Annotated in this window: 22 protein-coding genes and 1 tRNA gene; 11 read left to right on the top strand and 12 right to left on the bottom strand. The window is 63.3% G+C overall.

Features of this window, described 5'->3' with window-relative positions:
- Nucleotides 1-181 precede the first annotated feature (181 nt).
- From AVJ23_RS21050 to AVJ23_RS21030, 6 genes are all read right to left on the bottom strand, one after another.
- Nucleotides 182-958 (bottom strand): terminase large subunit domain-containing protein, encoded by a 777-nt coding sequence (locus tag AVJ23_RS21050; RefSeq protein WP_058864209.1) that lies wholly within the window; start codon nucleotides 956-958, stop codon nucleotides 182-184.
- A 184-nt stretch (nucleotides 959-1142) separates the two neighbouring features.
- Entirely contained in the window at nucleotides 1143-1808 is a 666-nt protein-coding gene (locus tag AVJ23_RS21045; protein ID WP_157772755.1) for a hypothetical protein, read from the bottom strand.
- Complete coding sequence (locus tag AVJ23_RS21040) at nucleotides 1801-2196, bottom strand: hypothetical protein (RefSeq protein ID WP_157772754.1); 396 nt, start codon at nucleotides 2194-2196, stop codon at nucleotides 1801-1803. Before AVJ23_RS21040 ends, AVJ23_RS21045 begins: the two co-directional genes overlap by 8 nt.
- Nucleotides 2197-2270: 74 nt before the next feature.
- Entirely contained in the window at nucleotides 2271-2804 is a 534-nt protein-coding gene (locus AVJ23_RS22990; RefSeq protein ID WP_157772753.1) for a hypothetical protein, read from the bottom strand.
- 87 nt (nucleotides 2805-2891) lie between these two features.
- Entirely contained in the window at nucleotides 2892-4274 is a 1383-nt protein-coding gene (locus AVJ23_RS21035) for a DUF4055 domain-containing protein (protein WP_058864206.1), read from the bottom strand.
- Nucleotides 4271-4465, bottom strand: coding sequence for a hypothetical protein (locus AVJ23_RS21030; RefSeq protein ID WP_157772752.1), 195 nt, complete (start codon nucleotides 4463-4465; stop codon nucleotides 4271-4273). Before AVJ23_RS21030 ends, AVJ23_RS21035 begins: the two co-directional genes overlap by 4 nt.
- A 949-nt stretch (nucleotides 4466-5414) precedes the next feature.
- On the opposite strand from AVJ23_RS21030, the gene AVJ23_RS22985 reads away from it, so the two are divergent.
- A complete protein-coding gene (locus tag AVJ23_RS22985; RefSeq protein ID WP_157772751.1) occupies nucleotides 5415-5573 on the top strand; it encodes a hypothetical protein in 159 nt (52 codons plus the stop codon).
- Here the strand turns inward: AVJ23_RS22985 and AVJ23_RS21025 are convergent.
- From AVJ23_RS21025 to AVJ23_RS21015, 3 genes are all read right to left on the bottom strand, one after another.
- On the bottom strand, nucleotides 5566-6765 hold the full coding sequence (locus tag AVJ23_RS21025; RefSeq protein WP_058864204.1) for a hypothetical protein: 1200 nt from the start codon (nucleotides 6763-6765) through the stop codon (nucleotides 5566-5568). The genes AVJ23_RS22985 and AVJ23_RS21025 overlap by 8 nt on opposite strands.
- Before the next feature lie 372 nt (nucleotides 6766-7137).
- The gene (locus tag AVJ23_RS21020) at nucleotides 7138-8382 is read right to left on the bottom strand and encodes an integrase family protein (protein ID WP_058864203.1); all 1245 of its coding nucleotides are present in this window, start codon (nucleotides 8380-8382) and stop codon (nucleotides 7138-7140) included.
- A 141-nt stretch (nucleotides 8383-8523) separates the two neighbouring features.
- A tRNA-Thr gene (locus AVJ23_RS21015) sits at nucleotides 8524-8599 on the bottom strand.
- A 259-nt stretch (nucleotides 8600-8858) separates the two neighbouring features.
- Between AVJ23_RS21015 and AVJ23_RS21010 the strand changes: the two genes are divergently transcribed.
- Nucleotides 8859-9503: a CatB-related O-acetyltransferase gene (locus tag AVJ23_RS21010; protein WP_058864202.1), complete on the top strand. Its 645-nt coding sequence runs from the start codon at nucleotides 8859-8861 to the stop codon at nucleotides 9501-9503.
- 84 nt (nucleotides 9504-9587) lie between these two features.
- Here AVJ23_RS21010 and AVJ23_RS21005 read toward each other — a convergent pair whose 3' ends face one another.
- A complete protein-coding gene (locus tag AVJ23_RS21005) occupies nucleotides 9588-11216 on the bottom strand; it encodes a SulP family inorganic anion transporter (RefSeq protein ID WP_058864201.1) in 1629 nt (542 codons plus the stop codon).
- Between the two features lie 231 nt (nucleotides 11217-11447).
- Here AVJ23_RS21005 and AVJ23_RS21000 point away from each other — a divergent pair, with 231 nt between their 5' ends.
- The 6 genes from AVJ23_RS21000 to AVJ23_RS20975 all read left to right on the top strand — a co-directional run bounded on the left by AVJ23_RS21000 (nucleotide 11448) and on the right by AVJ23_RS20975 (nucleotide 15566).
- The gene (locus tag AVJ23_RS21000) at nucleotides 11448-12086 is read left to right on the top strand and encodes a DUF1326 domain-containing protein (protein WP_058864200.1); all 639 of its coding nucleotides are present in this window, start codon (nucleotides 11448-11450) and stop codon (nucleotides 12084-12086) included.
- Between the two features lie 19 nt (nucleotides 12087-12105).
- Nucleotides 12106-12918 (top strand): DUF2182 domain-containing protein, encoded by an 813-nt coding sequence (locus AVJ23_RS20995; RefSeq protein WP_058864199.1) that lies wholly within the window; start codon nucleotides 12106-12108, stop codon nucleotides 12916-12918.
- 84 nt (nucleotides 12919-13002) lie between these two features.
- Nucleotides 13003-13875 carry an S-methyl-5'-thioadenosine phosphorylase gene (locus AVJ23_RS20990; protein WP_058864198.1) on the top strand — a complete coding sequence of 291 codons (873 nt, stop codon included), beginning with the start codon at nucleotides 13003-13005 and terminating at the stop codon, nucleotides 13873-13875.
- Nucleotides 13872-14255, top strand: a complete 384-nt coding sequence (locus AVJ23_RS22980) for a hypothetical protein (protein ID WP_058864197.1) — start codon at nucleotides 13872-13874, stop codon at nucleotides 14253-14255. Before AVJ23_RS20990 ends, AVJ23_RS22980 begins: the two co-directional genes overlap by 4 nt.
- Nucleotides 14256-14260: 5 nt before the next feature.
- Nucleotides 14261-14941: a DUF2927 domain-containing protein gene (locus tag AVJ23_RS22975; protein WP_058864196.1), complete on the top strand. Its 681-nt coding sequence runs from the start codon at nucleotides 14261-14263 to the stop codon at nucleotides 14939-14941.
- Between the two features lie 4 nt (nucleotides 14942-14945).
- Entirely contained in the window at nucleotides 14946-15566 is a 621-nt protein-coding gene (locus AVJ23_RS20975) for a LysE family translocator (protein ID WP_058864195.1), read from the top strand.
- Between the two features lie 6 nt (nucleotides 15567-15572).
- Here the strand turns inward: AVJ23_RS20975 and AVJ23_RS23135 are convergent, their stop codons facing one another.
- Nucleotides 15573-15749 carry a hypothetical protein gene (locus tag AVJ23_RS23135; protein ID WP_169795962.1) on the bottom strand — a complete coding sequence of 59 codons (177 nt, stop codon included), beginning with the start codon at nucleotides 15747-15749 and terminating at the stop codon, nucleotides 15573-15575.
- Between the two features lie 331 nt (nucleotides 15750-16080).
- Between AVJ23_RS23135 and AVJ23_RS20970 the strand changes: the two genes are divergently transcribed.
- Nucleotides 16081-16620, top strand: coding sequence for an adenine phosphoribosyltransferase (locus AVJ23_RS20970; protein WP_058864194.1), 540 nt, complete (start codon nucleotides 16081-16083; stop codon nucleotides 16618-16620).
- A gap of 122 nt (nucleotides 16621-16742) precedes the next feature.
- Here AVJ23_RS20970 and phaZ read toward each other — a convergent pair whose 3' ends face one another.
- Nucleotides 16743-18017, bottom strand: a complete 1275-nt coding sequence (phaZ, locus tag AVJ23_RS20965; protein ID WP_058864193.1) for a polyhydroxyalkanoate depolymerase — start codon at nucleotides 18015-18017, stop codon at nucleotides 16743-16745.
- A 134-nt stretch (nucleotides 18018-18151) separates the two neighbouring features.
- On the opposite strand from phaZ, the gene AVJ23_RS20960 reads away from it, so the two are divergent.
- The gene (locus tag AVJ23_RS20960; protein ID WP_058864192.1) at nucleotides 18152-19954 is read left to right on the top strand and encodes a PHA/PHB synthase family protein; all 1803 of its coding nucleotides are present in this window, start codon (nucleotides 18152-18154) and stop codon (nucleotides 19952-19954) included.
- Between the two features lie 125 nt (nucleotides 19955-20079).
- A complete protein-coding gene (locus AVJ23_RS20955; RefSeq protein ID WP_058864191.1) occupies nucleotides 20080-20532 on the top strand; it encodes a phasin family protein in 453 nt (150 codons plus the stop codon).
- The last annotated feature ends 126 nt before the right edge of the window (nucleotides 20533-20658 follow it).

Genomic DNA, 20658 nt, shown 5'->3' with positions numbered 1-20658 from the left:
CCCGAGATGGCGGATCGCCCCCGCCCCAGGCATCTACCTTGGCGCCGAGACCCGTCATGCACTAAGACTGAAACCGGACCACCCAATAGGGGCAGGCCACCATAGGCCGCAGGGTCGGCGTTCGATGGCAGGACAACACGCCCGTCTTTCAGGAATTCATACTTAGGCGGGTTGTCGGGGGTCATGACAGCTCCAATGCGTTGACGTTCGGGTTGCTTGAGTTTTCGAGCGTGTCCCAAGACAGGAGGGGCGTGCCAGAACCGACAAACTCGCACAAATGCTCCCGTCTGAATGTTGTGTCGGACATTGTGGCTTTGTCGAAGGCGACTTGGGCCGCGCGCCGGGGGATGTCGATGGAGCGCGCCATGATGCGGCGCACCTGTTTGTCGCCTGTCCATGTCTCGTAGAAATAACCGGTGCGCAGGTTCGGAGTGGAAAGCAGGAAAATGCGCCCGGTCTCTTTGCGCATTGGAAAGAAGGCCGTCAGAGCATCGTCGTCGAGGAAGCACGCCTCGTCAGCAATGATCGTGTCCGCCGTCATCCCGCGCGCTTGATCGGTTGCAGGCACAACGATGATCCGGCCACCGTGCGATGGGTGTGCCTCAAGTTCCGTTTGCGTCTGGCGCACGATGGGCGGGCAGAACGGATCGGTGTTCTTGAATTCCAGAATCCGGCGGAACAATTCGGTCGATTGCCGCAAGCTGGGGGTCGTCAGGATAACCGTCTTCCCGACTGAGAAATCGTCATACCCAAGACCGCCCGCAGAGGTCGATTTGCCTGACTGCCGCCCGCACAAGGCGAGGACCATGCGATCCGCTTCGTTTAAACGCGGATCGGTGGACAGCAGCGTTCGTTGCCAAGGGTCCGGCTCACCGATAGCGAGACGGAACCGCTCGACGGGATCGAGCGAGACAGTCAGGCCTTGCAGGAAGGACAGAAGGTGCGGGTCATGGATCATCGGTTTTGCCCCGGCCACCGTGTCGCTGGTTTCAGCATCCGACGCGCGGCCAATTCGGACAGGAGTTTGACGACAATGGGCGGCGCAGACTCGAACTGTGCGCGCATATCGTTCGGGCTTTCGAGATCGACCTTTTCGAGTTGGTTCACGATCCCAACGGCGGCTTTTGCGACTTGGGACGGCATCACGGCCTCCGATCATCGACAAGGACAGGTTCCTGAATGACCCCCATAGCGTCCATCTCGTTCAGAAATTCGTGCTTCGCGGCTGGGTGGTTGTTGAGCACTTTCAGAATGATCGAACGCAACTGGATGAATTGAGGGCTTTCGTTCAGGTTCAGATGAATATCCATCTTCTTGTTCAGTTTGCCGTGCAGGTCCGCGAGGGACATGAGGCTCTGACGAAGCTCCTTCAACGCGCCCAACTGCATCATGCGGTCTTCGTCACCCTTGGCGGATTCCAGAAGTGCCTTTAGCTCACGCAGAACCCATTTGAGGTCTTTGTCGGTGTCCTCGCCAAACTCGTTGACGATGGCCGCGTGCTGCATCGCCGTTTTGACCTTAGCGTCGTGCATTGCGGTCGCGAGGATCGCCAGTTTTTCCTCTTCGGGGAGTTGGGTGATATACCGAGCAACCGACGTGTCAGAAATTCCAAGCTCTTTGCCCGCCTGAAACATCGACATGCGCCCGAGAACGATCTCCCGCGTGTAATGCTCCCGCTTTGCATCCGGGAGCACCGCCATTTTGTGCGGCTGGGTTTTCTTTCGCGGCGTGCCTTTGGGCGGACCGCGCTTCTTATGCACGGTCGGCACCGGCCCCTTTCCGGGCACCAGAGTGACCTTCTTAGTCATTGGCTACGATCTCGAGCGGCACGCCTTCTTTCTCGGCCAGAGCCTTGGCCTCGCGGTATTTGGACACCGAACGCGCATCGGGCTTCTTGATCTTGATCGAGTCGCCGGCTTTGCGCCCCTGATACACGCCGTTGCCGTCAAGGCGGGCTTGGTACTGGCTTTCAGCGGCGGCGAGCAGCTTGCTGTGATTGTCTTCCGCTTTTTGCTTCGCGAGCTTGTCCAGAAGCTCGTCGTTCTTGTCCTTGAGACCCTTCATTTGGGTTTCAACGGATTCGGTGATTTGGGGAAGGATCGCTTCTGCGATTTTCGGTGCGAGTGCTGCAATCAGGGCTTCTGCTTGCTGGTCGTTATCTGCCATTTCTGGTTCCTCGTGATTGGGGCGGGTCATGCCCAACCCGCCCCGTTCCATCACAAGACCAGAATGTTGAGCCTAACTCGCGTTCTGTGGAATGATTTTCGGTCCTATGCCGCCGCTGCCGCAACCGGAGTATCAGGTACTCGTCGGTATTCGTGCCCGTGTTTCTCGACGGTGTTTTTCTCAATCGCCTTGTCCAGGACTGTGCGGACCACGCCGTCGGAGAATCCGGTTTCGTCAGACAGTTCCTTCACGGTGCGCGGTCGATCCAGCAGCGCCAAGACCTTGGGTCGCGCCTCCATGTATCGAACGGTTTTCCGTTTCGGTTTGACCTTGCGGGGTCGTTGGGCAGGCGGGCGCGCCCGCGCGTCTTTTTCACGCTCCCATAGCTCACGGGCCTCTTTGACATGGTTCAGAGAGCCGCGCCCCTCGTAGTGGTCGAGAGCCTTCGTGTCGCCTTCGAGAACGCGGACGACGCGCGACCGAACGTCGTCACCGTTGAAACCGATGGCGTCGCAAAGCTCAGTTCGCCGCTTCGCCCACGCGCCCGAATGGTCCGTCAGAAACCGAAAGGCCTCGTATCTCGACTTTTTCCCCTCAGCTTGATTGGACGCCAGAGTGGTGGGGCCAAACAGGTCCAAGATCGCACGAGACAGAACAGCAAAGATCAGGAGTTCTTCTGGCGGCGTTCGCGAATTGTGCTGGCCAAAGTCGGGGGTCGGTGAGCATCACGCAACTCCAGGCATGGGCAACACGTTTTCGTCCTCTTCGATCAGGTCGCGTTCATCGTCGAGGGCGCGGTTCACGTCCATCAGTTCGCCCTTCTTGAGGTTCATCAGGAAGGTATCGTGCGAGATCGCGCCAGCGGTGTATGCCTTGAGCAGGGCCGTGAGGATGGCCGGGTCCATCTGGGCGGTCACGAAGTCACGGTGCAGTTTGAAGACAACATCGTCGGCGGTGCCGGGACGCGTCCACTCAGCGGCAAGGCGCAGGAGTTTCGTCAGACCGGCCTCGACCATGTTGACGCTGCTGTGAAGCAGGGACAGTTCGGAGCGGTGATGCAGACGGGCCGTGTCGGTGGTCTCGTTGCGCCCTTTGCCGTCGTAGACCATCCGCGCACCAAGCGTTGCCATTTGGGCCGTGAGATCGTCGAGAGCGGTCTTTTGCGCCGCGATGCCTGCACCTGTGAACTCAAGCATTCCCGCTTGCGCCCCTTGAGGCAAGATCCAAAACGCCCCGCTGCCGATTTGCCTCGGCTTGTTTTTCTCATTGATCGCCCCGGCGACCCAAGGCGTCGGTTGGGACGTCAGGTAGAGCGACCAGTAATAGTCCGCACTCACGCGCCAGTGGGCGAGGTTGACGTTGACGAGATCGAGGAAAGGCGGCTTTTCAACGTCTGCTTTCAGGTTGTAGGGCGACACGATCACCGCCGGAATGTCGAACATGGGCGAGCCGTCGATTGTCGGCGTGATGTCTTCGCCGACTTGCACTTCTTCGACCGACTGAACGTCAGGGCCGTTGCGCTGCAATTTGACGTGGTAGCGTTTGACCGTGTAGGCGGGATCGAGTGTCAGGACGAGGTGCTGCTCGACGCCTGTGTCTTCAAGGTCGCGGTTCGTCTCATGCAGGCGCAGGTAGGTCAGCTTCTGACGCCCGCCGACAAGTTCCTCTTTCCAGTCCAAGATCGACTCTGCGTCGAAGGTAGAAATGAACGGTGCAGAGCCTGGGGCTGCACCGTCGGTCGGGTAGTCGAGCAGCATCGCATACCGCCCAAGTGACAGGACTTCGCGCAGGGCGCTTTCCAGAAGCACGTCGAGCGAATGCCCCTCGAAGGTCGCGGTGTCGCGCATCCCTGCAATCCGTTCGGGCAATTCAAGGACTGGGGCGTTGCGCGTCACCGCACCGACCATACCGCGCAGGGTGCGTTCGGCCACCGCATAGAAGGACGAACCTTGCACATAGCGGGTGTATTGGGCGGTCGTCATGCCTTCGGGTTCGGGGAGGTATCGAGCGCCTGCGTTTCCTAGCCGGTCTTCGCCCGCAATCACATCGCGGATTTTGTCATAGGCTTGGCGCTGCTCTTGGTAGGTGCGGTGCTTGATCTTGGTCATTTGATGCCCCGCACGATCAGGGGCCAAGGAATGTCGAAGTGGGCCGCATTGGCGACAACGCGGATGCGGACGCCGGTTTCAGTTCGATCAGCGATCACGCCCATGAGTTCGGCGCGCGGATGCAGGTCGTCGGATTTCGCGGCGGCAATGATCAGTTGGTGGAGGTCAAAGGGAGGCAGCGGCACGTCCATGTGAAAGGCCGTGTGAATGTCTTCGCCCAAGAGGCGGGAGCCGTGAGGCGTCGGCTGGATTGTGACGGATTGCAGGGGCATTCGATTTTCTTTCTCTGTTTGGGTGTCGGCGGGCAGGTGCGGGCGACCCGCCGACGTGCGAGCATAGAAAGAACATATCAGGAACGCGCGGCGGGCGTTCCCGGAGTTTCAGGTAGCGAACCGCGAAAAGCAGGTGGCGCGTATGGGCGGTTCGCGCAGGCTTGCAGAGCGCGTCAGAGACGGGCGGTTGTGGGGTGGCGGGCATGATGGTGGGGCGCATGTGCAGGAACGCGTTGCTTGGGCGGTTTCGCTGCGGCTTTGATGCGGTGGCAGCGCACAGGGGATATGTGCCCTGCGGGCGCGGCGGGAAAATCGTGGAATTGTGATCTTCTAAATGCGCCCGGGTCCGGGGATCGGCGGCAGAGAAAAGGGGGGTGGTCGGGCCTAAATCGACGAAAACCTTGTAACATGCGGTGCGTTACAAGTCGCGAATGCAGAATGATGCTTACAGTTCAATGAGTTGGCATACTTAACCTACTGATAGCCTATCAGGTGGGCTTGGGAGACGCCTCAAGGGGACGTCTTTCTGACGGGAGTCAGGGCGACAGTGATGCACTGCATTGCGCGCGCGTGCGTGCGTATATGCAAGAAAATAATGATGCGAATGACCGCCTAAGTGCATCATTATTTTATTACAGATATGTGTGCGCGCGCGAATAGACGCATCAAGAATACCGAGCGTCCTGCCTCAACGCCCCTGCACCTATAACTCCCTTATCGTCACCTGCCATTACAGTCGGATTCCGCTGGCTGCTGCCTGTATGATGCCACGCATCAACACCGCAACAGAGAGAACGTCTGACGTTCCCGAACCCAATCAAGAAGGATGACCCGAATGCCTTTTGACTTTCCACCGCGCACACCGCACATGGCTGAATACCTCGACGAGATAATTGCTGACGCGCAATCACGCTTCCAGCATTCCAAGCCCCAAAAACGCCCGCAGCTTGTGCGCGCTTGGATTTCGAACAATGTCCGAGGCGCAACGGCGCGTGCCGCCATGCTGCGCCTCGACGCTATCAGCTAATCGTGTAAGGCCCCCTTGGGCACTGTGGATCGTCCTGCTCAATCGGCTGCACAACATCCCTGAGCAGTTCACGGGGCGTTTCCACAGTGCCATCAACCATGGCAAATCCGAGCTTGATCGCCTTATCTCTGACCTCCGCATCGACGCGTGTGTCTAGCTCGTCCGCATCGCGCCACCGCCAGACGTATTCTGCGTATTCGTCAACGCGACGACCATCGACGTACTTCTTGGTCTTGTCGCGCAGGATTTCTTCGCCTTCCAATGCGTGGCGGGCATCGCGTTTTACTTTGATCCGGACAACGCGCTCTGGTCCCGACAAACATCGCAAAAACGGGTCCCATGTCTCGTGGCGTTCGAACTCGCAATCTGCCGCCCATGCTGTCACTAGATAGTCGTCACAGAAGTTTGCAACTCCAAGCCGCCGACTTACTCGATCAGGTTCTGGGTCGTCAGGGCGATAACGCGACCAACCGGCTTCCAGCCGCTCTTGATACTCGGGCAACCAATCGCTCTCTTCCATTTCCGCGAATGTGAATTGCTCTTGATCTGGTTTGGCCGGGTCAAACGAATTGTGCCCAGAATACTCGATGAAGTCATATTGCTTGAGACGCTTGAACTCGGCCCTTGCCGCGATTTCGCCTTCCTTGTCGAGCACATCCTTGACCCAAGTATCTATCATCTCTCGCGCGTGTTTCTTCTCGCGCAGTCGATGCTCCCAAGCGTCAAGGGCTTTCAAAGCTTTCTCACGCCATTCTACCGCGCGTTCGCGGACCTGCGGCCATGCTCTGGGTGTGCCTTCGCGTGAAAGCTGCGCCTGCCATGACGCGGGCTTGACCAAATCGGCCAGACCGAGGGTTTCATACCACCAGACGTTGGAGGCGTATTCGAGCGCCACCTTCCTGAACTCGTCGAATGTCTCAGGGATCGCGGGAGGTTCACAGTATGCTCTTGGCTCTTCGTCGATGGCACAATGCAAATCGACCAGCGTCTCAAATGTCGGGACACGCACCGTTTCACCTTTCAACCCGGCCCGTAGTGTCTCGTATGTCACTTTCTTCTGGATGCGCGGATGGTCCAGCGCGAACTTTTGCCCAGCCTCAACTGCTTTCGTGATCGACCCGCGAAACACCCGCAGCACCTCGTCACCGCCGGTGAATTGCTCGACGTCTTGTTTTGCCTCCTGATATTTCATCACCTATTCTCCTCGAGCCATGCGACCACATCGTCGCGAAGGTATCGCACAATTCGGCAATTGGGCTGCGAATATGACGGTCCAAAACCGTCTTTGCGCCAGCGCAGCATCGTTTCATCTTACACGCCAAGAAACCCGGCGGCTTCGGCGCTGGTCATTATCAGAGGTGGATTTGAACGGATCAAATCCGCTCGGAGAGAGTCGATTTGTGACGCGATTTGGTCAATGGTCATGATTATAGGTCCTGTGATGGGAACCCACATGACCAACGCGTCTCCCGCTTCCTGAGTGGCAATGCCACTACTCTCACGCGTCGGCCTCACACCTATCCGGGTCACTACCTATAGGCATGGAGGTATTGGTGTTTTCAATTTAGGCGGTGTTTCGGCGCAATTCAACAACGGAAGAAGGTGCTGCCTGAATCCGCTTGCTGATCGCCGCCGCAATCGCATTTGCCGCTGCCTTCTGTTCTTCATACGTCGGTTCGCCGTAGTGGCCGAGCATCCGCAGGTCATTGTCGGTCATGGTCTGCTGTGCCAGCCACCTGTGAACGTGACGCGGCGCAACTTCCCGCGCAACGGTCATCCAGAAATGGCGCAAGTCTCCCGGCTTTGTCAGAGGCAGTTTGTCCAGCACGTCCAAGTGGCCGCGCGTATCCCGGCGCACGACACGCGACGGGAACACCCATTCACAGTCATCATAGCGAATTTCGTGAAGGCGTTTAAACAACCTGACCACATCGTCCGCGAGAACGATGGTCCGCTCAACCTCCTGACGTTTGAGCCTCTCGAAGGTCACAACACCATCGTCGAGATCAACTTGGTCCCACGTCAAAGCGCGTAGCCCACGACCTCGGAAGCCCGTATACCAAGTGATCTTCCAACACAGGCGGATATGCTCATTCGGGATTTCTTCAATCTCATCCCAGCGGTCCTCCCAAGGGACTTGCATATCGAGTTTACCGGTCTCGACGCGCGACCGCATCTTGGTGCCTTCCAGAAGCGACGGGATCGGTAGAGCAAGAGCGCAGAGCTTGTTGATGAAACGTACCGTCGCCCCGGCCACCGTTGCCGCGACATGGGCGGCGTTCGGGCGCGTGATCTGCACCGCATTCAGGTATTGATTGATCTCAAGAATTGGCAACCTGTCCACATGCACGTCCGCCCATTGCGCCAGATGCTTGTTGAACGTCGCGCGGTAGTCCTTGGCCGTTGTCTCCATCATCCGCGCTTTGCCTGACTGTCTGCTGGTCGTGCGGTGTTCGATGAATTGTTCAAGCGCCTCGCGAAACGTCGGCAGCGCGTTGGCACGCTCGTCCGCCTCCTTCGCCCGTGTCTCGGCCTTGTTCAAGACGTCGCCCGACACGATGCCATGCGCGACAAGGCCGCGCTGATCCTTCGCCCATTTGCAGTGCGTCACCTTCGACGCCCATTGGGCGAGCTTGACCGAGCGCACTTTGTTCGCTGTCGGATCCCACTTGTTGACGTACCAAGTCTTAACGCCAGTCTTTGTCACACAAAGGCGCAAGCCTTTCTGCTCAGGGTCTGTGTACCAGACGGTCTTGTCCGACGTCGGAATCGCGCCGACGTTGGTGTCGGTGAATTTGATATGGGGCATTTTTGAAATCCTTGTAATGGCCTTCGCGTTACAAGGTTCATGTTATGTTCCAACCAAACTCAAACCCAACCACAGATTGCGCAAGCACCTCATTTCATTGAGGTAATTGCTTTGGAACTCTGTGTTTAACTGGTGTTTAAGTGGTGCCCCCACACGGACTCGAACCGCGGACCTACTGATTACAAATCAGTTGCTCTACCAGCTGAGCTATAGGGGCTTGGCGCCGGTGACATCGGTGCGATGCCTAGCGCTTTCCGGTGGAGCGGGATTAGCACCGCCACGCCCGCCGCGCAAGATGTCGATGCCGACGCACCGGATCGTCTGTGGGGAACCCTTTTCAAGCGAGCGTGTACCCCTGCGCGACGAGGTGTGGATTTGTCGCGGAAACTCTGCTAACCGGTCACAGAACCGATGGAGGGATCGATGGACCAGCACCTTTGAAAGCCTGAACACTCACGCATTTCGAAGGAGGCACCATGCCCTTTTCCCTGCCCGATGCGGCTTGCGCGCATCCCATCACCCTGCCCGACGGCACCGCGCATGCCGGCACGGTCTACCTGAAAAACGTCATCGACCACCCACGCTTCCACGTGGGCGCGCACAGCTATGCCAGCGATTTCGACCCGCCCGAGGACTGGGCGGCGCGGCTCGCCCCCTACCTGTTCCCGTTCAGCCAGGAACATCTGCGCATCGGCAAGTTCTGCCAGATCGCGCATGGCGTACGCTTCATCGGTGCCTCGGCCAACCACGCGACGGACGGGCTCAGCACCTTTCCCTTCGCGGTCTTCGACCCGGACAGCATGCTGGGATACCAGCCTGACACCCGCGACACGATCGTGGGGCATGACGTCTGGCTGGGCTACGGCGCGCTGGTCCTGCCCGGCGCGCGGATCGGCAATGGCGTGATCGTGGGGGCCGGCGCCGTGGTGCGCGGCACCGTGCCCGATTACGCCGTGGTGGCCGGGAACCAGGCGCAGGTCCGGCGCATGCGCTTCACGGAGGACGAGATCGCCACGCTCAACGCGCTGGCCTGGTGGGACTGGCCAGAAGAGGCCATCGCCGCCGCGCGATCGGTGCTCGAGGCCGGCGATGTCGCGGCGCTGGCGCGCATGGCCCCCTGACACGGGTCCAAGGGCGCGACGGCCTCCGGGTCGGCGGGTGGGCGCCTTCCGGCGCAGCCGGAACAGAGCCACCCGCCGGGCCGGTCAGTGCCCGCCGAGGATGCCGGTACGCACGTTGTAATCGACTGCCAGCTGGTAGTCGGGGTCGTCATCGCTGTCGACCATCAGGTGGCCGGCCTTGGTCAGCAGGCGGTGGCAGTCGCGCGACAGGTGGCGCAGCTGCAACTGCTTGCCGGCCGCCTCGTACTTGGCCGCCACGGCCTCGATCGCCTGCAGCGCGGACTGGTCCACCACGCGGCTGTCGTCGAAATCGACGATCACGGTCTGCGGATCGCGGGCGGGGTCGAAAAGCTCGACAAAGCCCTCGGCCGAGCCGAAGAAAAGCGGCCCCTGCACCTGGTAGACCTTTGCCTCGTCCGCGGTCGTGTAGGTCTTGGCGTGGATCCGGCGCGCATTGTTCCACGCATAGGCCAGCGCCGAGACGATCACGCCCACGACCACCGCCACGGCGAGGTCCTCCATCACCGTCACCACGGTGACCAGCAGGATGACGAAGGCATCCATCAGCGGCACCTTGCGCAGGATGGTCAGCGAGTTCCAGGCAAAGGTGCCGATCACCACCATGAACATCACCCCCACCAGCGCAGCCAGCGGGATCAGCTCGATCAGCGGGGCGGCGAAGAGGATGAAGACCAGCAGGAACAGCGCCGCGGCGATGCCGGCGATGCGCGTGCGGGCGCCGGATTTCACGTTGATCATCGACTGGCCGATCATGGCGCAGCCGCCCATGCCGCCAAAGAAGCCGGTCAGCACGTTGGCCGCGCCCTGCGCCACGCATTCCTGGCTGGCGCCGCCGCGCTTGTTGGTCATCTCGCCCACGAGGTTCAGCGTCAGCAGCGATTCGATCAGGCCGATCGCGGCCAGGATCACCGCGTAGGGCAGGATGATCTCGAAGGTTTCCCAGGTCAGCGGCACGGTGGGCACGTGGAAGGCCGGCAGCCCGCCCGAGATCGAGGCGAGGTCACCGACCCGCGGCACCTCGAGGCCCAGCCCGATCACCAGCGCCGCCACGATGGCGATGCCAGCCAGCGGCGCGGGCACGACCTTGCTGATCTTCGGCATGGCCCAGATGATGAGCATGGTCAGCACGGTCAGGCCCAGCATCAGGTAGAGCGGCGTCCCCGACAGCCACTCGCCCCCGCCGACGCCATGGCCGGTATTCTCGACCGTGCCGGGCACCTTGAACTGGCCCAGCTGCGCGAGAAAGATCACGATGGCCAGCCCGTTGACGAAGCCCAGCATCACCGGGTGCGGCACCAGCCGGATGAACTTGCCCCATTGCATCACCCCGGCGATGACCTGCAGGATCCCCATCAGCACCACCGTGGCAAAGAGGTATTCCACCCCGTGCTGCGCCACCAGCGAGACCATGACCACGGCCAGCGCGCCCGTCGCGCCCGAGATCATGCCCGGCCGGCCGCCGATCAGCGCCGTCACCAACCCGACGAGGAAGGCGGCATAGAGCCCCACCAGCGGGTGCACCCCGGCCACGAAGGCAAAGGCCACCGCCTCGGGCACCAGCGCCAGTGCGACGGTCAGGCCCGCCAGCAGCTCGATCCGCAGCAGGCCCGGCGTCAGCTTTTCGTCCGAGCGCAGCGTCAGGTCGGACAATTCCAGACGATTGGCGAAACGCGCCAGCAGGGCTTTTTTCATCGGGGATCCTTTCGTTCGCGCTAACGCACATACTGCAGTGCAGCATGAATGGCCAGCCCGGCGGCCGGCAGCGGTCGCGCCCCCGTTAGCAGGTCGCGGCAGCGAACGCACGGAATACTTGCGCATGCCGCGGGCCCGCCAGCGGGGTTGACCGGATTCCGGTCAGCCCGACTCTGCCAACCTGTGTTACGTTACGTCAATTAATTCACCGCACAGATTGGAGACAGGCCCATGACCGCTTGGGAAATTCACGGATACGAATTGGCGAACTGCAATTGCGATACCGGCTGCCCCTGCCAGTTCATGTCGCTGCCCACCCATGGCACCTGCGAGGCGGCCGTCGCCTTTGTCATCGAGAGGGGCCGGCATGGCGATGTGGACCTGTCGGGCACGAAGGTGGCGCAGGTCTTCAAGTGGCCGGGCGCCGTGCACGAGGGCAACGGCACGATGCAGACCATCATCGACGAGGCCGCCACGCCCGAACAGCGCGCCGCGCTGGAGCGGATCGTGACAGGGCAGGACACCGACGAGATGGCCACCTTCTGGTGGGTCTACTCGGCCATGTCTCCCAACAAGCTGGAGACGCTCTTCAAGCCCATCGACATCACGCTGGATTTCGAGGCGCGCACCGGCGCGGCCAGGGTCGCCGATGTCTTCGAGACCGACTGGCGCCCGCTGACAAACCCGGTCACCGGGAACGAGCATCGCGCCCGCATCAACCTGCCGCACGGGTTCGAATACCGCGTCGCCGAGGTGGCCAAGGCCACCACCCGCACCTTCGGAGAGATCCCGCTCGAGGCCAATCACGACAGCCACGCGCATTTTTGCGAGATCCACATGACCCAGGCCGGCGTGCTCGACGCGGCCTGAGCCGGGGGGACAGGACAGGATGACGGAGTCTCCCTTGGCCGAGCGGCTGCTGCGGCGCGACCGCGCTTTGCTGCTTGGCCTGCTGGCCCTGCTCTTCGCGCTGGCCGGCTTCTATACGCTGTTCGGCGTGGGCATGCGGATGAGCGCGCTCGAGATGACCGCCATGTCCGGGATGCGCGACATGCCCGGCCCCGTCGCGCCGGGTGCGTGGTCGGCGGGCTATGCGCTGCTGGTCTTCCTCATGTGGTGGGTGATGATGGTGGCGATGATGCTGCCAAGCGTGGCCCCCACCGTGCTGCTGCACGCGGCCCTGCTGCGCCATGCCGGCCGGTCTGGGCAAGTGGCCGCCCTGTCGGGCGCCTTCCTTGGCGGCTATCTTGCGATCTGGGCCGGTTTCAGCGCGATGGCGACCGCGGCGCAATGGGCGCTCGAGGCCGCGGGGCTCGTCTCGGCCACGATGATGACGCTGATCGACACGCTGCCCGGCGCGCTGCTGCTGATCGCGGCGGGCCTGTTCCAGTTCACGCCGCTGAAGGCCGCCTGCCTGGAGCATTGCCGCAGCCCGGCGCGGTTCCTGGCCGACCGCCGGCGTCCCGGGCGGCGCGGCGCGCTGGTCATGGGGCTGGAGCACGGGGCCTATTGCCTTGGCTGCTGCTGGTTCCTGATGGCGCTGCTTTTCGTGGGCGGCATCATGAACCTCTACTGGATTGTGGGGCTGGCCGCCTTCGTTGCGCTGGAAAAGCTGCTGCCGCGCGGGCCGGACCTCGCGCGGCTGGCCGGGGCGGGGCTTGTCGCCTGGGGGCTGTGGATCCTGGGCGCGGCGCTGTTCTGAACGCGCGCCCCTCGCCTGCCGGGCCGGTTGCGCCGGCGCGAATGGCATGTCTAATGGGTCGCGACACGCAAACAGGAGACCCAGATGACCGAGACGATGATCGCCGTGATCGGCGGCTCCGGGATCTATGACATCGACGGGCTGGACGGGGCGGAATGGCGCCGCGTCGACAGCCCCTGGGGGGCGCCCTCGGACGAGATCCTGACCGGCACGCTGGACGGGGTGAAGATGGCCTTCCTGCCCCGGCACGGGCGCGGCCACGTGCATTCGCCCTCGACCGTGCCCTACCGCGCCAATATCGACGCGCTCAAGCGGCTGGGCGCGACGGACGTGATCTCGGTCTCGGCCTGCGGCTCCTTCCGCGAGGAATACGCGCCGGGGCATTTCGTCGTCGTCGACCAGTTCATCGACCGCACCTTTGCCCGGGAGAAGAGCTTTTTCGGCACCGGCTGCGTGGCGCATGTCTCGGTCGCACACCCGACCTGCCCGCGCCTGTCCGAGGCCTGCCTGAGCGCGGCGCGCGATGCCGGCATCACCATCCACCAGGGCGGCACCTACCTGGCGATGGAGGGGCCGCAATTCTCGACGCTGGCGGAATCGCGGATGTACCGCGACGCCTGGAGCTGCGACGTGATCGGCATGACCAACATGCCCGAGGCCAAGCTCGCCCGCGAGGCCGAGCTCTGCTACGCCTCGATCGCCATGGTCACCGATTACGACAGCTGGCATCCCGATCACGGCGCCGTCGACATCAACGACATCATCCGCACGCTGACCGGCAATGCCGACAAGGGGCGCGAGATGGTGCGCCGCCTGCCCGCCCTGTTGGGCGCCGAGCGCGCGCCCTGCCCGCATGGCTGCGACCGGGCGCTCGACTACGCGGTGCTGACCGCCCCCGAGAAGCGCGACCCCGATCTGGTGGCGCGGCTGGACGCGGTGGCGGGCCGGGTGCTGTGACGCGCCGCGCCGACGGGCCGCTTGGGGGGCTGGCCGCCTGTGCGGCGCTGGTCCTCGCGCTGCCGGTCTCGGCCCAGCAGGAGCGCCCGCGCGCGCATTTCCTTGGCCCCGGCGCCACGCCCTGTGCCACGATTCTGGGCCAGATCGCCGCCGGGCAGGAGGACGTGAAGAACGGCACCGTCGGCTACATCATCGGCGCGTGGTCGCAAGCCACCGTCTCGCGCCGGCAGGCCTTCGACGACCTCGTGAACCGGCTGGGCACCACGCGGCTGGTGCAGCTGACCTTCGACGCCTGCCAGACCGCGCCCGAGGGCACGCTCTTGGGCGAGGTGGTCTCGGGCTCCATCGCCAAGACCACCGCGGGGCTCGGCGCGCGGTGAGACCGGTGCGCCCGGCCCTTGCCGTGCCCGTCGTCGCCACTTGGCTGGCGGGCCTGCCCGCGCAGGCACAGGATTTCATCGAGACGGCGGGGCCGCTGGACGATGACAGCTTCTACCGGCTGGTTGCCTGCGCCGCCCCGCCCGGCGGGGCCTGCACCAAGCGGCTGATCCGCTGGCCCGCGACGCGGCCGCTGCGCGTCGGCTTGGCCCGGATCGACCGCGCCTACCTGGGCGGCAAGCAGAACCGCGCCCGCGCGGCGCTGACCCGTGCGGTGCAGTACCTGAACGCCGCCGGCGCCGGGATCGCGCTGACCGAGGTGCCCGAGGGCGCCGAGACCGATATCGCGATCTACCTCGTCGATACCGATGGCAGCGCGCCCATTGCCGGGACCGGCATTGCCGGCCTGGACGGCGCGACGGTGCCCGGCGCGCGGGTGGTGGTCTGGTCGCGTCCCGACACGCGCCGCATCCTGCGGGCGCGGATCGTGTTCTCGACCCGCCTGCCGATCCAGCACTACGAATCGGCCATGCTGGAAGAGATCACACAGGCGCTGGGCCTGCTGACCGATATCCGCAATCCGCATTACGAGGGCGTGTCGATCTTCTCGCAGGACAGCAACGCCTCCAAGACGCTGGGCGCGCAGGACATCATGGTGCTGCGCCGCCACTACCCCCCACAGGAGTGAGACCATGGACCCGACCCTCTGGCTGGCCTTTGTCGCCGCCTCGACCGCGCTGCTGCTGATCCCCGGCCCGACCGTGCTGCTGGTGCTGTCCTACGCGCTGAGCAAGGGGCGCTCGGTGGCCGTGGCCTCGGCCGCGGGGGTGGCCAGCGGCGATTTCCTGGCCATGAGCCTGTCGCTGGCCGGGCTGGGCGCGCTGGTCGCGGCCTCGGCCACGCTCTTCACCGTGCTGAAATGGGCCGGCGCGGCCTATCTTGTCTGGCTTGGCCTGCGGCTGATCCGCTCGGCCCCGCGCGAGGGGCTGGCCCTGCCCGCGGCCGAGGTGACGGCGCGCGGCGTCTACTGGCACGCCGCCGCGGTGACCGCGCTCAACCCCAAGAGCATCGCCTTCTTCATCGCTTTCGTGCCGCAATTCGTCGACCCGGCGGCGCCGCTCCTGCCGCAATTCGCGATCCTGGTCGGCACCTTCGTCACGCTGGCGGCGCTGAACGCGCTGGCCTATGCGCTGGCGGCCGACCGGCTGCGCCGCGTGATCCGGCAACCGGCGGTGCTGGGCTGGCTGACGCGCGCGGGCGGGGCGGCGCTGGTGGCGATGGGCGTTCTGACGGCCAGCCTGCGCCGCGCCTGAGCGCGCTCACTCCTCGTGGCGTTTCAGGAAATCACGGATGAAATGGCGCACCTCGCGCGAGGCCGAGGTGTCCAGCGCCTTGCACAGCCGGATGAAGGCGTCGCGGTCGTCCCGGTCGAGCCGCAGGACAAGCTGGGCATCCTTGCCCTTTTCCTTGGGCTTCTTCTTGTCGTCCTTGCTCAAACCGTGCCCGTCCCCTTGAGAGTCCCGCCGGGTGATGTATATACAAGATACAGCAGGAACACAGCATTCGTCATGAACGAAAGGTATAGCGATGAGCCTCTACCATGCCAAGTCCATCCTCGTGGCCGACCGTCTCGACTGGAACCGCCCGCATCTGCGCTGGCTGGCCGACCGGTTCTACTCGGCCCGGCGCAAGCGGCGGTGAGCCGCCCGCCCCTGCCGCATCCAGACCGCCCCCGGCCCCGCCGCGGGGCGGTTTTTCGTCTCAAACCTTGCGTTTGTCGCCCAAGACCGTATCCAGCGCAGGCAACGCCAGCACCGAGGAGAGGCCATGCCCGCGCAGAAACAGGTCAGGGACTATATCCGCACCATCGTGGATTTCCCGCATGAAGGCATCATGTTCCGCGATGTCACCACGCTCTTTGCCGATCCGCGCGGCTTCCGGATGGCGATCGACCAGCTGCTGCATCCCTATGCCGGGCTGCGCTTCGACAAGGTCGTCGGGCTCGAGGCGCGCGGCTTCATCCTGGGCGGCGCCGTGGCGCACCAGCTGTCGGCCGGCTTCGTGCCGATCCGCAAGAAGGGCAAGCTGCCCGGCGCGGTGATCTCCGAGGACTACCAGCTGGAATATGGCGAGGCGGTGGTCGAGATCCATGACGACGCCATCGCGCCCGGCGAAAAGGTCCTGGTGGTCGATGACCTGCTGGCCACGGGCGGCACTGCCGAGGCGGGGATCAAGCTGGTGGAGCGGCTGGGCGGCCAGATCATCGGCTGCGCCTTCATCATCGACCTGCCGGAACTGGGCGGGCGCGCGCGGCTGGAAGCGATGGGCATGGATGTCCATGCGCTCTGCGCCTTCGACGGGGCCTGAGCCCCCTGCCCACACGCACCATCACATGGATCGGGCGTCACGCCGCCACGGGCGGCGCCCGGTCCGCCCTCAGGCGGACAGGGCGCTGATCTGTGCGCGCCCGCAGGGCGCGCGCCGCCGGATCACGCCACGTTGACGTTGGCCGCACGGTCCGAGGGCTCGGGATCGCCCGCATTGGCGTCGATGAAATCCAGCACTAGCGGCCGAATGTTGTTGCGCCAGCTCTTACCGGCGAAGATGCCGTAATGGCCCGCGCCGGGCTCCACGTGGCTGGCCTTCTTCTCGGCCGGCAGCCCGGTGCAGAGATCCAGCGCCGCGATGCACTGGCCCGGCGCCGAGATGTCGTCCTTGCTGCCCTCGACGGTCTTGACGGCGACGCGGGTGATCTTGCCCATGTCGACCTTGTGGCCGGCGACCATGAACTCGTTCCGCGCGATCTCGCGGCTCTTGAAGACGCGGTCCACGGTCGACAGGTAGAACTCGGCCGGCATGTCCATCACGGCGAGATACTCGTCGTAGAAGCGGTTATGCGCGTCGTGATCCGAAGCCTGGTTGCGCGCCACGCGCACGATCTGGTCGCGGAACGCCTTGCCATGCCGGTCGGCATTCATGCTCATGAACGAGGCCAGCTGCAGCAGGCCCGGATAGACCATGCGGCCCACCCCCTTGTACTTGAAGCCCACGCGCTGGATCATCGTCTCTTCCAGCTGGCCCATGGTCACGCGGCGGCCGAAATCGGTCACGTCGGTGGGCGTGGCGTCCGGGTCGATCGGCCCGCCGATCAGGGTCAGCGTTCGCGGCTGCGCATCGGGGTCCAGCTCGGCCAGGTAGGCGGTGGCCGCCAGCGTCAGAGGCGCCGGCTGGCAGACCGCGACCACGTTGGTCTCGGGGCCCATGTGGCGCATGAAATCCATCAGGTAGAGGGTGTAATCCTCGATGTCGAACTTGCCGGCCGAGACGGGGATGTCGCGGGCATTGTGCCAATCCGTGACATAGACCTCGCAATTGACGATCAGCGATTTCACGGTCGAGCGCAGCAGCGTGGCGTAATGACCCGACATGGGCGCCACCAGCAGGATCTTGCGCGGCTGTTCCTCGCGCCCCTGCACGTCGAAATGGATCAGGTTGCCGAAGGGCTTTTCCACCACGGTGCGCACCTCGACAAGGTGGTCCTTGCCATCTTCGCAGGTGAAGGTGCGGATGCCCCAGTCGGGCTTGGCCACCATGCGCTCGAAGGTGCGCTCGGTCACCTCGCCCCAGGCGGCCATCCACTGGATGCCCGGGTTGGGCAGCGCGGCGAACATGGGGTAAGAGGCCATGGTCCGCGCAGTGGCACCCAGCCACTGGTTGGTGTTCCGGATGGTCTCCATCAAATCGTATGTCGCCATGTAGCGCATTCGTGTTACTCCTGAGTTGCGGGCAAAGCGCAGGTTGTTTCGGCAGCACTCCGCCCGAGCCATATCGTCGCTTTGCCCCCCGATCACGGCGACGTTATTCTGCGTAGCAGCAAGAATAGGGGGAATTTGTTAAGATGACAACGAACGAGGTTGCCGCAGGCGAAAATCGCGCGCGGCTGGAGGAGAACCTTGCCAAGGTCGACAGGCTTTCCAAGCGGTTGGTTGCCGCGCTGACACGGAAATCACCCACGCCCCCCGCGCTGAACGCGCCGGACAGCACGCTCTATGCCAAGGCCGCGCAGGCCTATTGGCAGGAATGGGTCACGAATCCGGCCAAGCTGATCGAGCAGCAGGTGAACTACTGGGGCAAGACCGTCACCCATTTCGTCGAGGTGCAGAAGGCGCTGGCCTCGGGCCAGCTCAAGGCGCCGGACGATCCCGGCCCGGCCGACAAGCGGTTCAAGAACCCGCTCTGGGACAAGCACCCGTATTTCAACTTCGTCAAGCAGCAATACCTGATCAATGCCGAGGCGATCCGCGAGGCGGTCGAGACGATCGACGATCTCGACGAGAAGGAAAAGCGGCGAATCCGCTACTTCGCCCAGCAGATCACCGACATGTTCGCGCCGACCAACTTCCTGGCCACCAATCCCGAGGCGCTGATGAAAGCGGTCGAGACCGAGGGCGAGAGCCTCGTGCGCGGGCTCGAGAACCTGGTCAGCGATCTCGAGGCCAACAATGGCGAGATGGTCGTGCGGCTGGTGGACGAGAACGCCTTCGAGGTGGGCACCAACATCGCCACCGCCGAGGGCAAGGTGGTCTATCGCAACCGCATGATGGAGCTGATCCAGTACAACCCCACCACCGACACGGTGCACGAGACCCCGATCGTGCTGTTCCCGCCCTGGATCAACAAGTACTACATCCTTGATCTGAAGCCCGCGAACAGCTTTATCCGCTGGGTCGTCGACCAGGGCTATACCCTCTTCGTGGTCAGCTGGATCAACCCGGACGCCAAGTATCGCGATATCGGGCTCGAGGAATATGTCGAGGAGGGCTACCTGACCGCGATGAAGGTCGCGCGCGAGATCTGCGGCGTCGAGAAGCTCAACGTGGTGGGCTACTGCATCGCGGGCACGACGCTGGCGCTGACCCTGTCGCTGCTCAAGAAGCGCGGCGAGAAGGTGATCAAGTCGGCCACCTTCTTCACCGCGTTGACCGATTTCAGCGACCAGGGCGAGTTCACGCCCTTCCTGCAGGATGATTTCGTCGACGGGATCGAGCAGGAGATCGACCAGGAAGGCATCCTGCCCTCGTTCATCATGGCGCGGACCTTCTCGTTCCTGCGCTCCAACGACCTGATCTACGGGCCGGCGATCAAGCACTACATGATGGGCGAGACGCCGCCCGCCTTCGACCTGCTCTACTGGAACGGCGACGGCGCCAACCTGCCCGGCAAGATGACCCGGGAATACCTGCGCGGGCTGTGCCAGCAGAACCGCTTTGCCGAGGGCACGTTCGAGATGTTCGGCGAGACGCTGTCGCTCAAGGACGTGGACGTGCCGCTGATGTCGATCGCCACCGAGACCGACCACATCGCCGCCGCCCGCGATGTCTATCGCGGCGTGCAGATGATGGGCTCGCGCTCCAAGCAGTTCGTGCTGGGCCAGTCCGGCCATATCGCCGGCATCGTGAACCCGCCCACCAAGAACAAGTACGGCCATTACACCAACGACGATCTCAGCCTCGATTTCGACGCCTGGAAGGAGAATGCCGATCACCATGACGGGTCGTGGTGGCCGCATTGGGAGGTCTGGCTGAAGAAGCGCTCGGGCAAGCAGGTGCCGGGCCGCATCCCGGGCGATTCGGGCTACGAGGTGCTGGCCCCTGCCCCGGGCACCTATGTGAAGATGAAGGCGGCCAAGCAAATTCAGTGATTTGGCCGGTTTTTTGCTGCACCGCAGAATTTCCCTTGAAATGCTGCGGTGCAGCATGCATATTCCTTGCAGTTGCTGAACACCGGGGTGGGCCCGGAGCAACAAGAGACAAGGAATACGTTGAGATGGCACAGACCCAAGACTTCACCGCGATGATGAAAGACGTTATGGGCGCGTTCCCGGTCGACACGAAGGCCATGGAAGATGCCTTCAAGACCACCGCCACCATGAACGAGAAGCTCTCGGCTGTCGCTCTGGAAGCTGCCGAGAAGTCGACCGAGCTGTCGGCCAAGTGGACCAAGGACACCCTGTCCAAGATGGCAGACATGACCAAGGTCAAGGACGAGCCGGCCGACTACGCCAAGGCAATGACCGATTTCGCATCGGCCCAGGCAGAAACCGCTGCCGAGCACATGGCCGCCTATGCCGAGATCGCCAAGAAGGTCCAGATGGACACCGTCGAGCTGCTGATGGCTGCCGGCAAGGACTTCTCCGAGGACGCGACCGCGGCCATGAAGAAGGCGACCGACGACATGACTTCGGCCGCCAAGAAGGCCACGGCGACCGCCGCCGAATAATCGACCGGCGGGCGGCCACGCGCTGCCCGGGTTGATACAGGGATTTGCGCCCTCTCCTCCCATTTTGGCGCAAAATCCTGGGCCGGGTTCTTCGGAACCCGGCTTTTTTCATGTCCGGCTTGCGGG

Origin of the sequence: Pseudoponticoccus marisrubri (assembly GCF_001482405.1) — a bacterium.
Taxonomy (GTDB): domain Bacteria; phylum Pseudomonadota; class Alphaproteobacteria; order Rhodobacterales; family Rhodobacteraceae; genus Pseudoponticoccus; species Pseudoponticoccus marisrubri.
The sequence above is the reverse complement of the archived record's forward strand: the minus strand, read 5'-3'. Positions and strand labels throughout refer to the sequence as shown.

Excerpts from the sequence above, each read along its gene's own strand:
- AVJ23_RS21050 (WP_058864209.1), bottom strand. The coding sequence starts at position 958 with ATGATCCATGACCCGCACCTTCTGTCCTTCCTGCAAGGCCTGACTGTC.
- AVJ23_RS21045 (WP_157772755.1), bottom strand. The coding sequence starts at position 1,808 with ATGACTAAGAAGGTCACTCTGGTGCCCGGAAAGGGGCCGGTGCCGACC.
- AVJ23_RS21040 (WP_157772754.1), bottom strand. The coding sequence starts at position 2,196 with ATGACCCGCCCCAATCACGAGGAACCAGAAATGGCAGATAACGACCAG.
- AVJ23_RS21035 (WP_058864206.1), bottom strand. The coding sequence starts at position 4,274 with ATGACCAAGATCAAGCACCGCACCTACCAAGAGCAGCGCCAAGCCTAT.
- AVJ23_RS21030 (WP_157772752.1), bottom strand. The coding sequence starts at position 4,465 with ATGGACGTGCCGCTGCCTCCCTTTGACCTCCACCAACTGATCATTGCC.
- AVJ23_RS22985 (WP_157772751.1), top strand. The coding sequence starts at position 5,415 with ATGGCTGAATACCTCGACGAGATAATTGCTGACGCGCAATCACGCTTC.
- AVJ23_RS21025 (WP_058864204.1), bottom strand. The coding sequence starts at position 6,765 with ATGAAATATCAGGAGGCAAAACAAGACGTCGAGCAATTCACCGGCGGT.
- AVJ23_RS21020 (WP_058864203.1), bottom strand. The coding sequence starts at position 8,382 with ATGCCCCATATCAAATTCACCGACACCAACGTCGGCGCGATTCCGACG.
- AVJ23_RS21010 (WP_058864202.1), top strand. The coding sequence starts at position 8,859 with ATGCCCTTTTCCCTGCCCGATGCGGCTTGCGCGCATCCCATCACCCTG.
- AVJ23_RS21005 (WP_058864201.1), bottom strand. The coding sequence starts at position 11,216 with ATGAAAAAAGCCCTGCTGGCGCGTTTCGCCAATCGTCTGGAATTGTCC.
- AVJ23_RS21000 (WP_058864200.1), top strand. The coding sequence starts at position 11,448 with ATGACCGCTTGGGAAATTCACGGATACGAATTGGCGAACTGCAATTGC.
- AVJ23_RS20995 (WP_058864199.1), top strand. The coding sequence starts at position 12,106 with ATGACGGAGTCTCCCTTGGCCGAGCGGCTGCTGCGGCGCGACCGCGCT.
- AVJ23_RS20990 (WP_058864198.1), top strand. The coding sequence starts at position 13,003 with ATGACCGAGACGATGATCGCCGTGATCGGCGGCTCCGGGATCTATGAC.
- AVJ23_RS20975 (WP_058864195.1), top strand. The coding sequence starts at position 14,946 with ATGGACCCGACCCTCTGGCTGGCCTTTGTCGCCGCCTCGACCGCGCTG.
- AVJ23_RS20970 (WP_058864194.1), top strand. The coding sequence starts at position 16,081 with ATGCCCGCGCAGAAACAGGTCAGGGACTATATCCGCACCATCGTGGAT.
- phaZ (WP_058864193.1), bottom strand. The coding sequence starts at position 18,017 with ATGCGCTACATGGCGACATACGATTTGATGGAGACCATCCGGAACACC.
- AVJ23_RS20960 (WP_058864192.1), top strand. The coding sequence starts at position 18,152 with ATGACAACGAACGAGGTTGCCGCAGGCGAAAATCGCGCGCGGCTGGAG.
- AVJ23_RS20955 (WP_058864191.1), top strand. The coding sequence starts at position 20,080 with ATGGCACAGACCCAAGACTTCACCGCGATGATGAAAGACGTTATGGGC.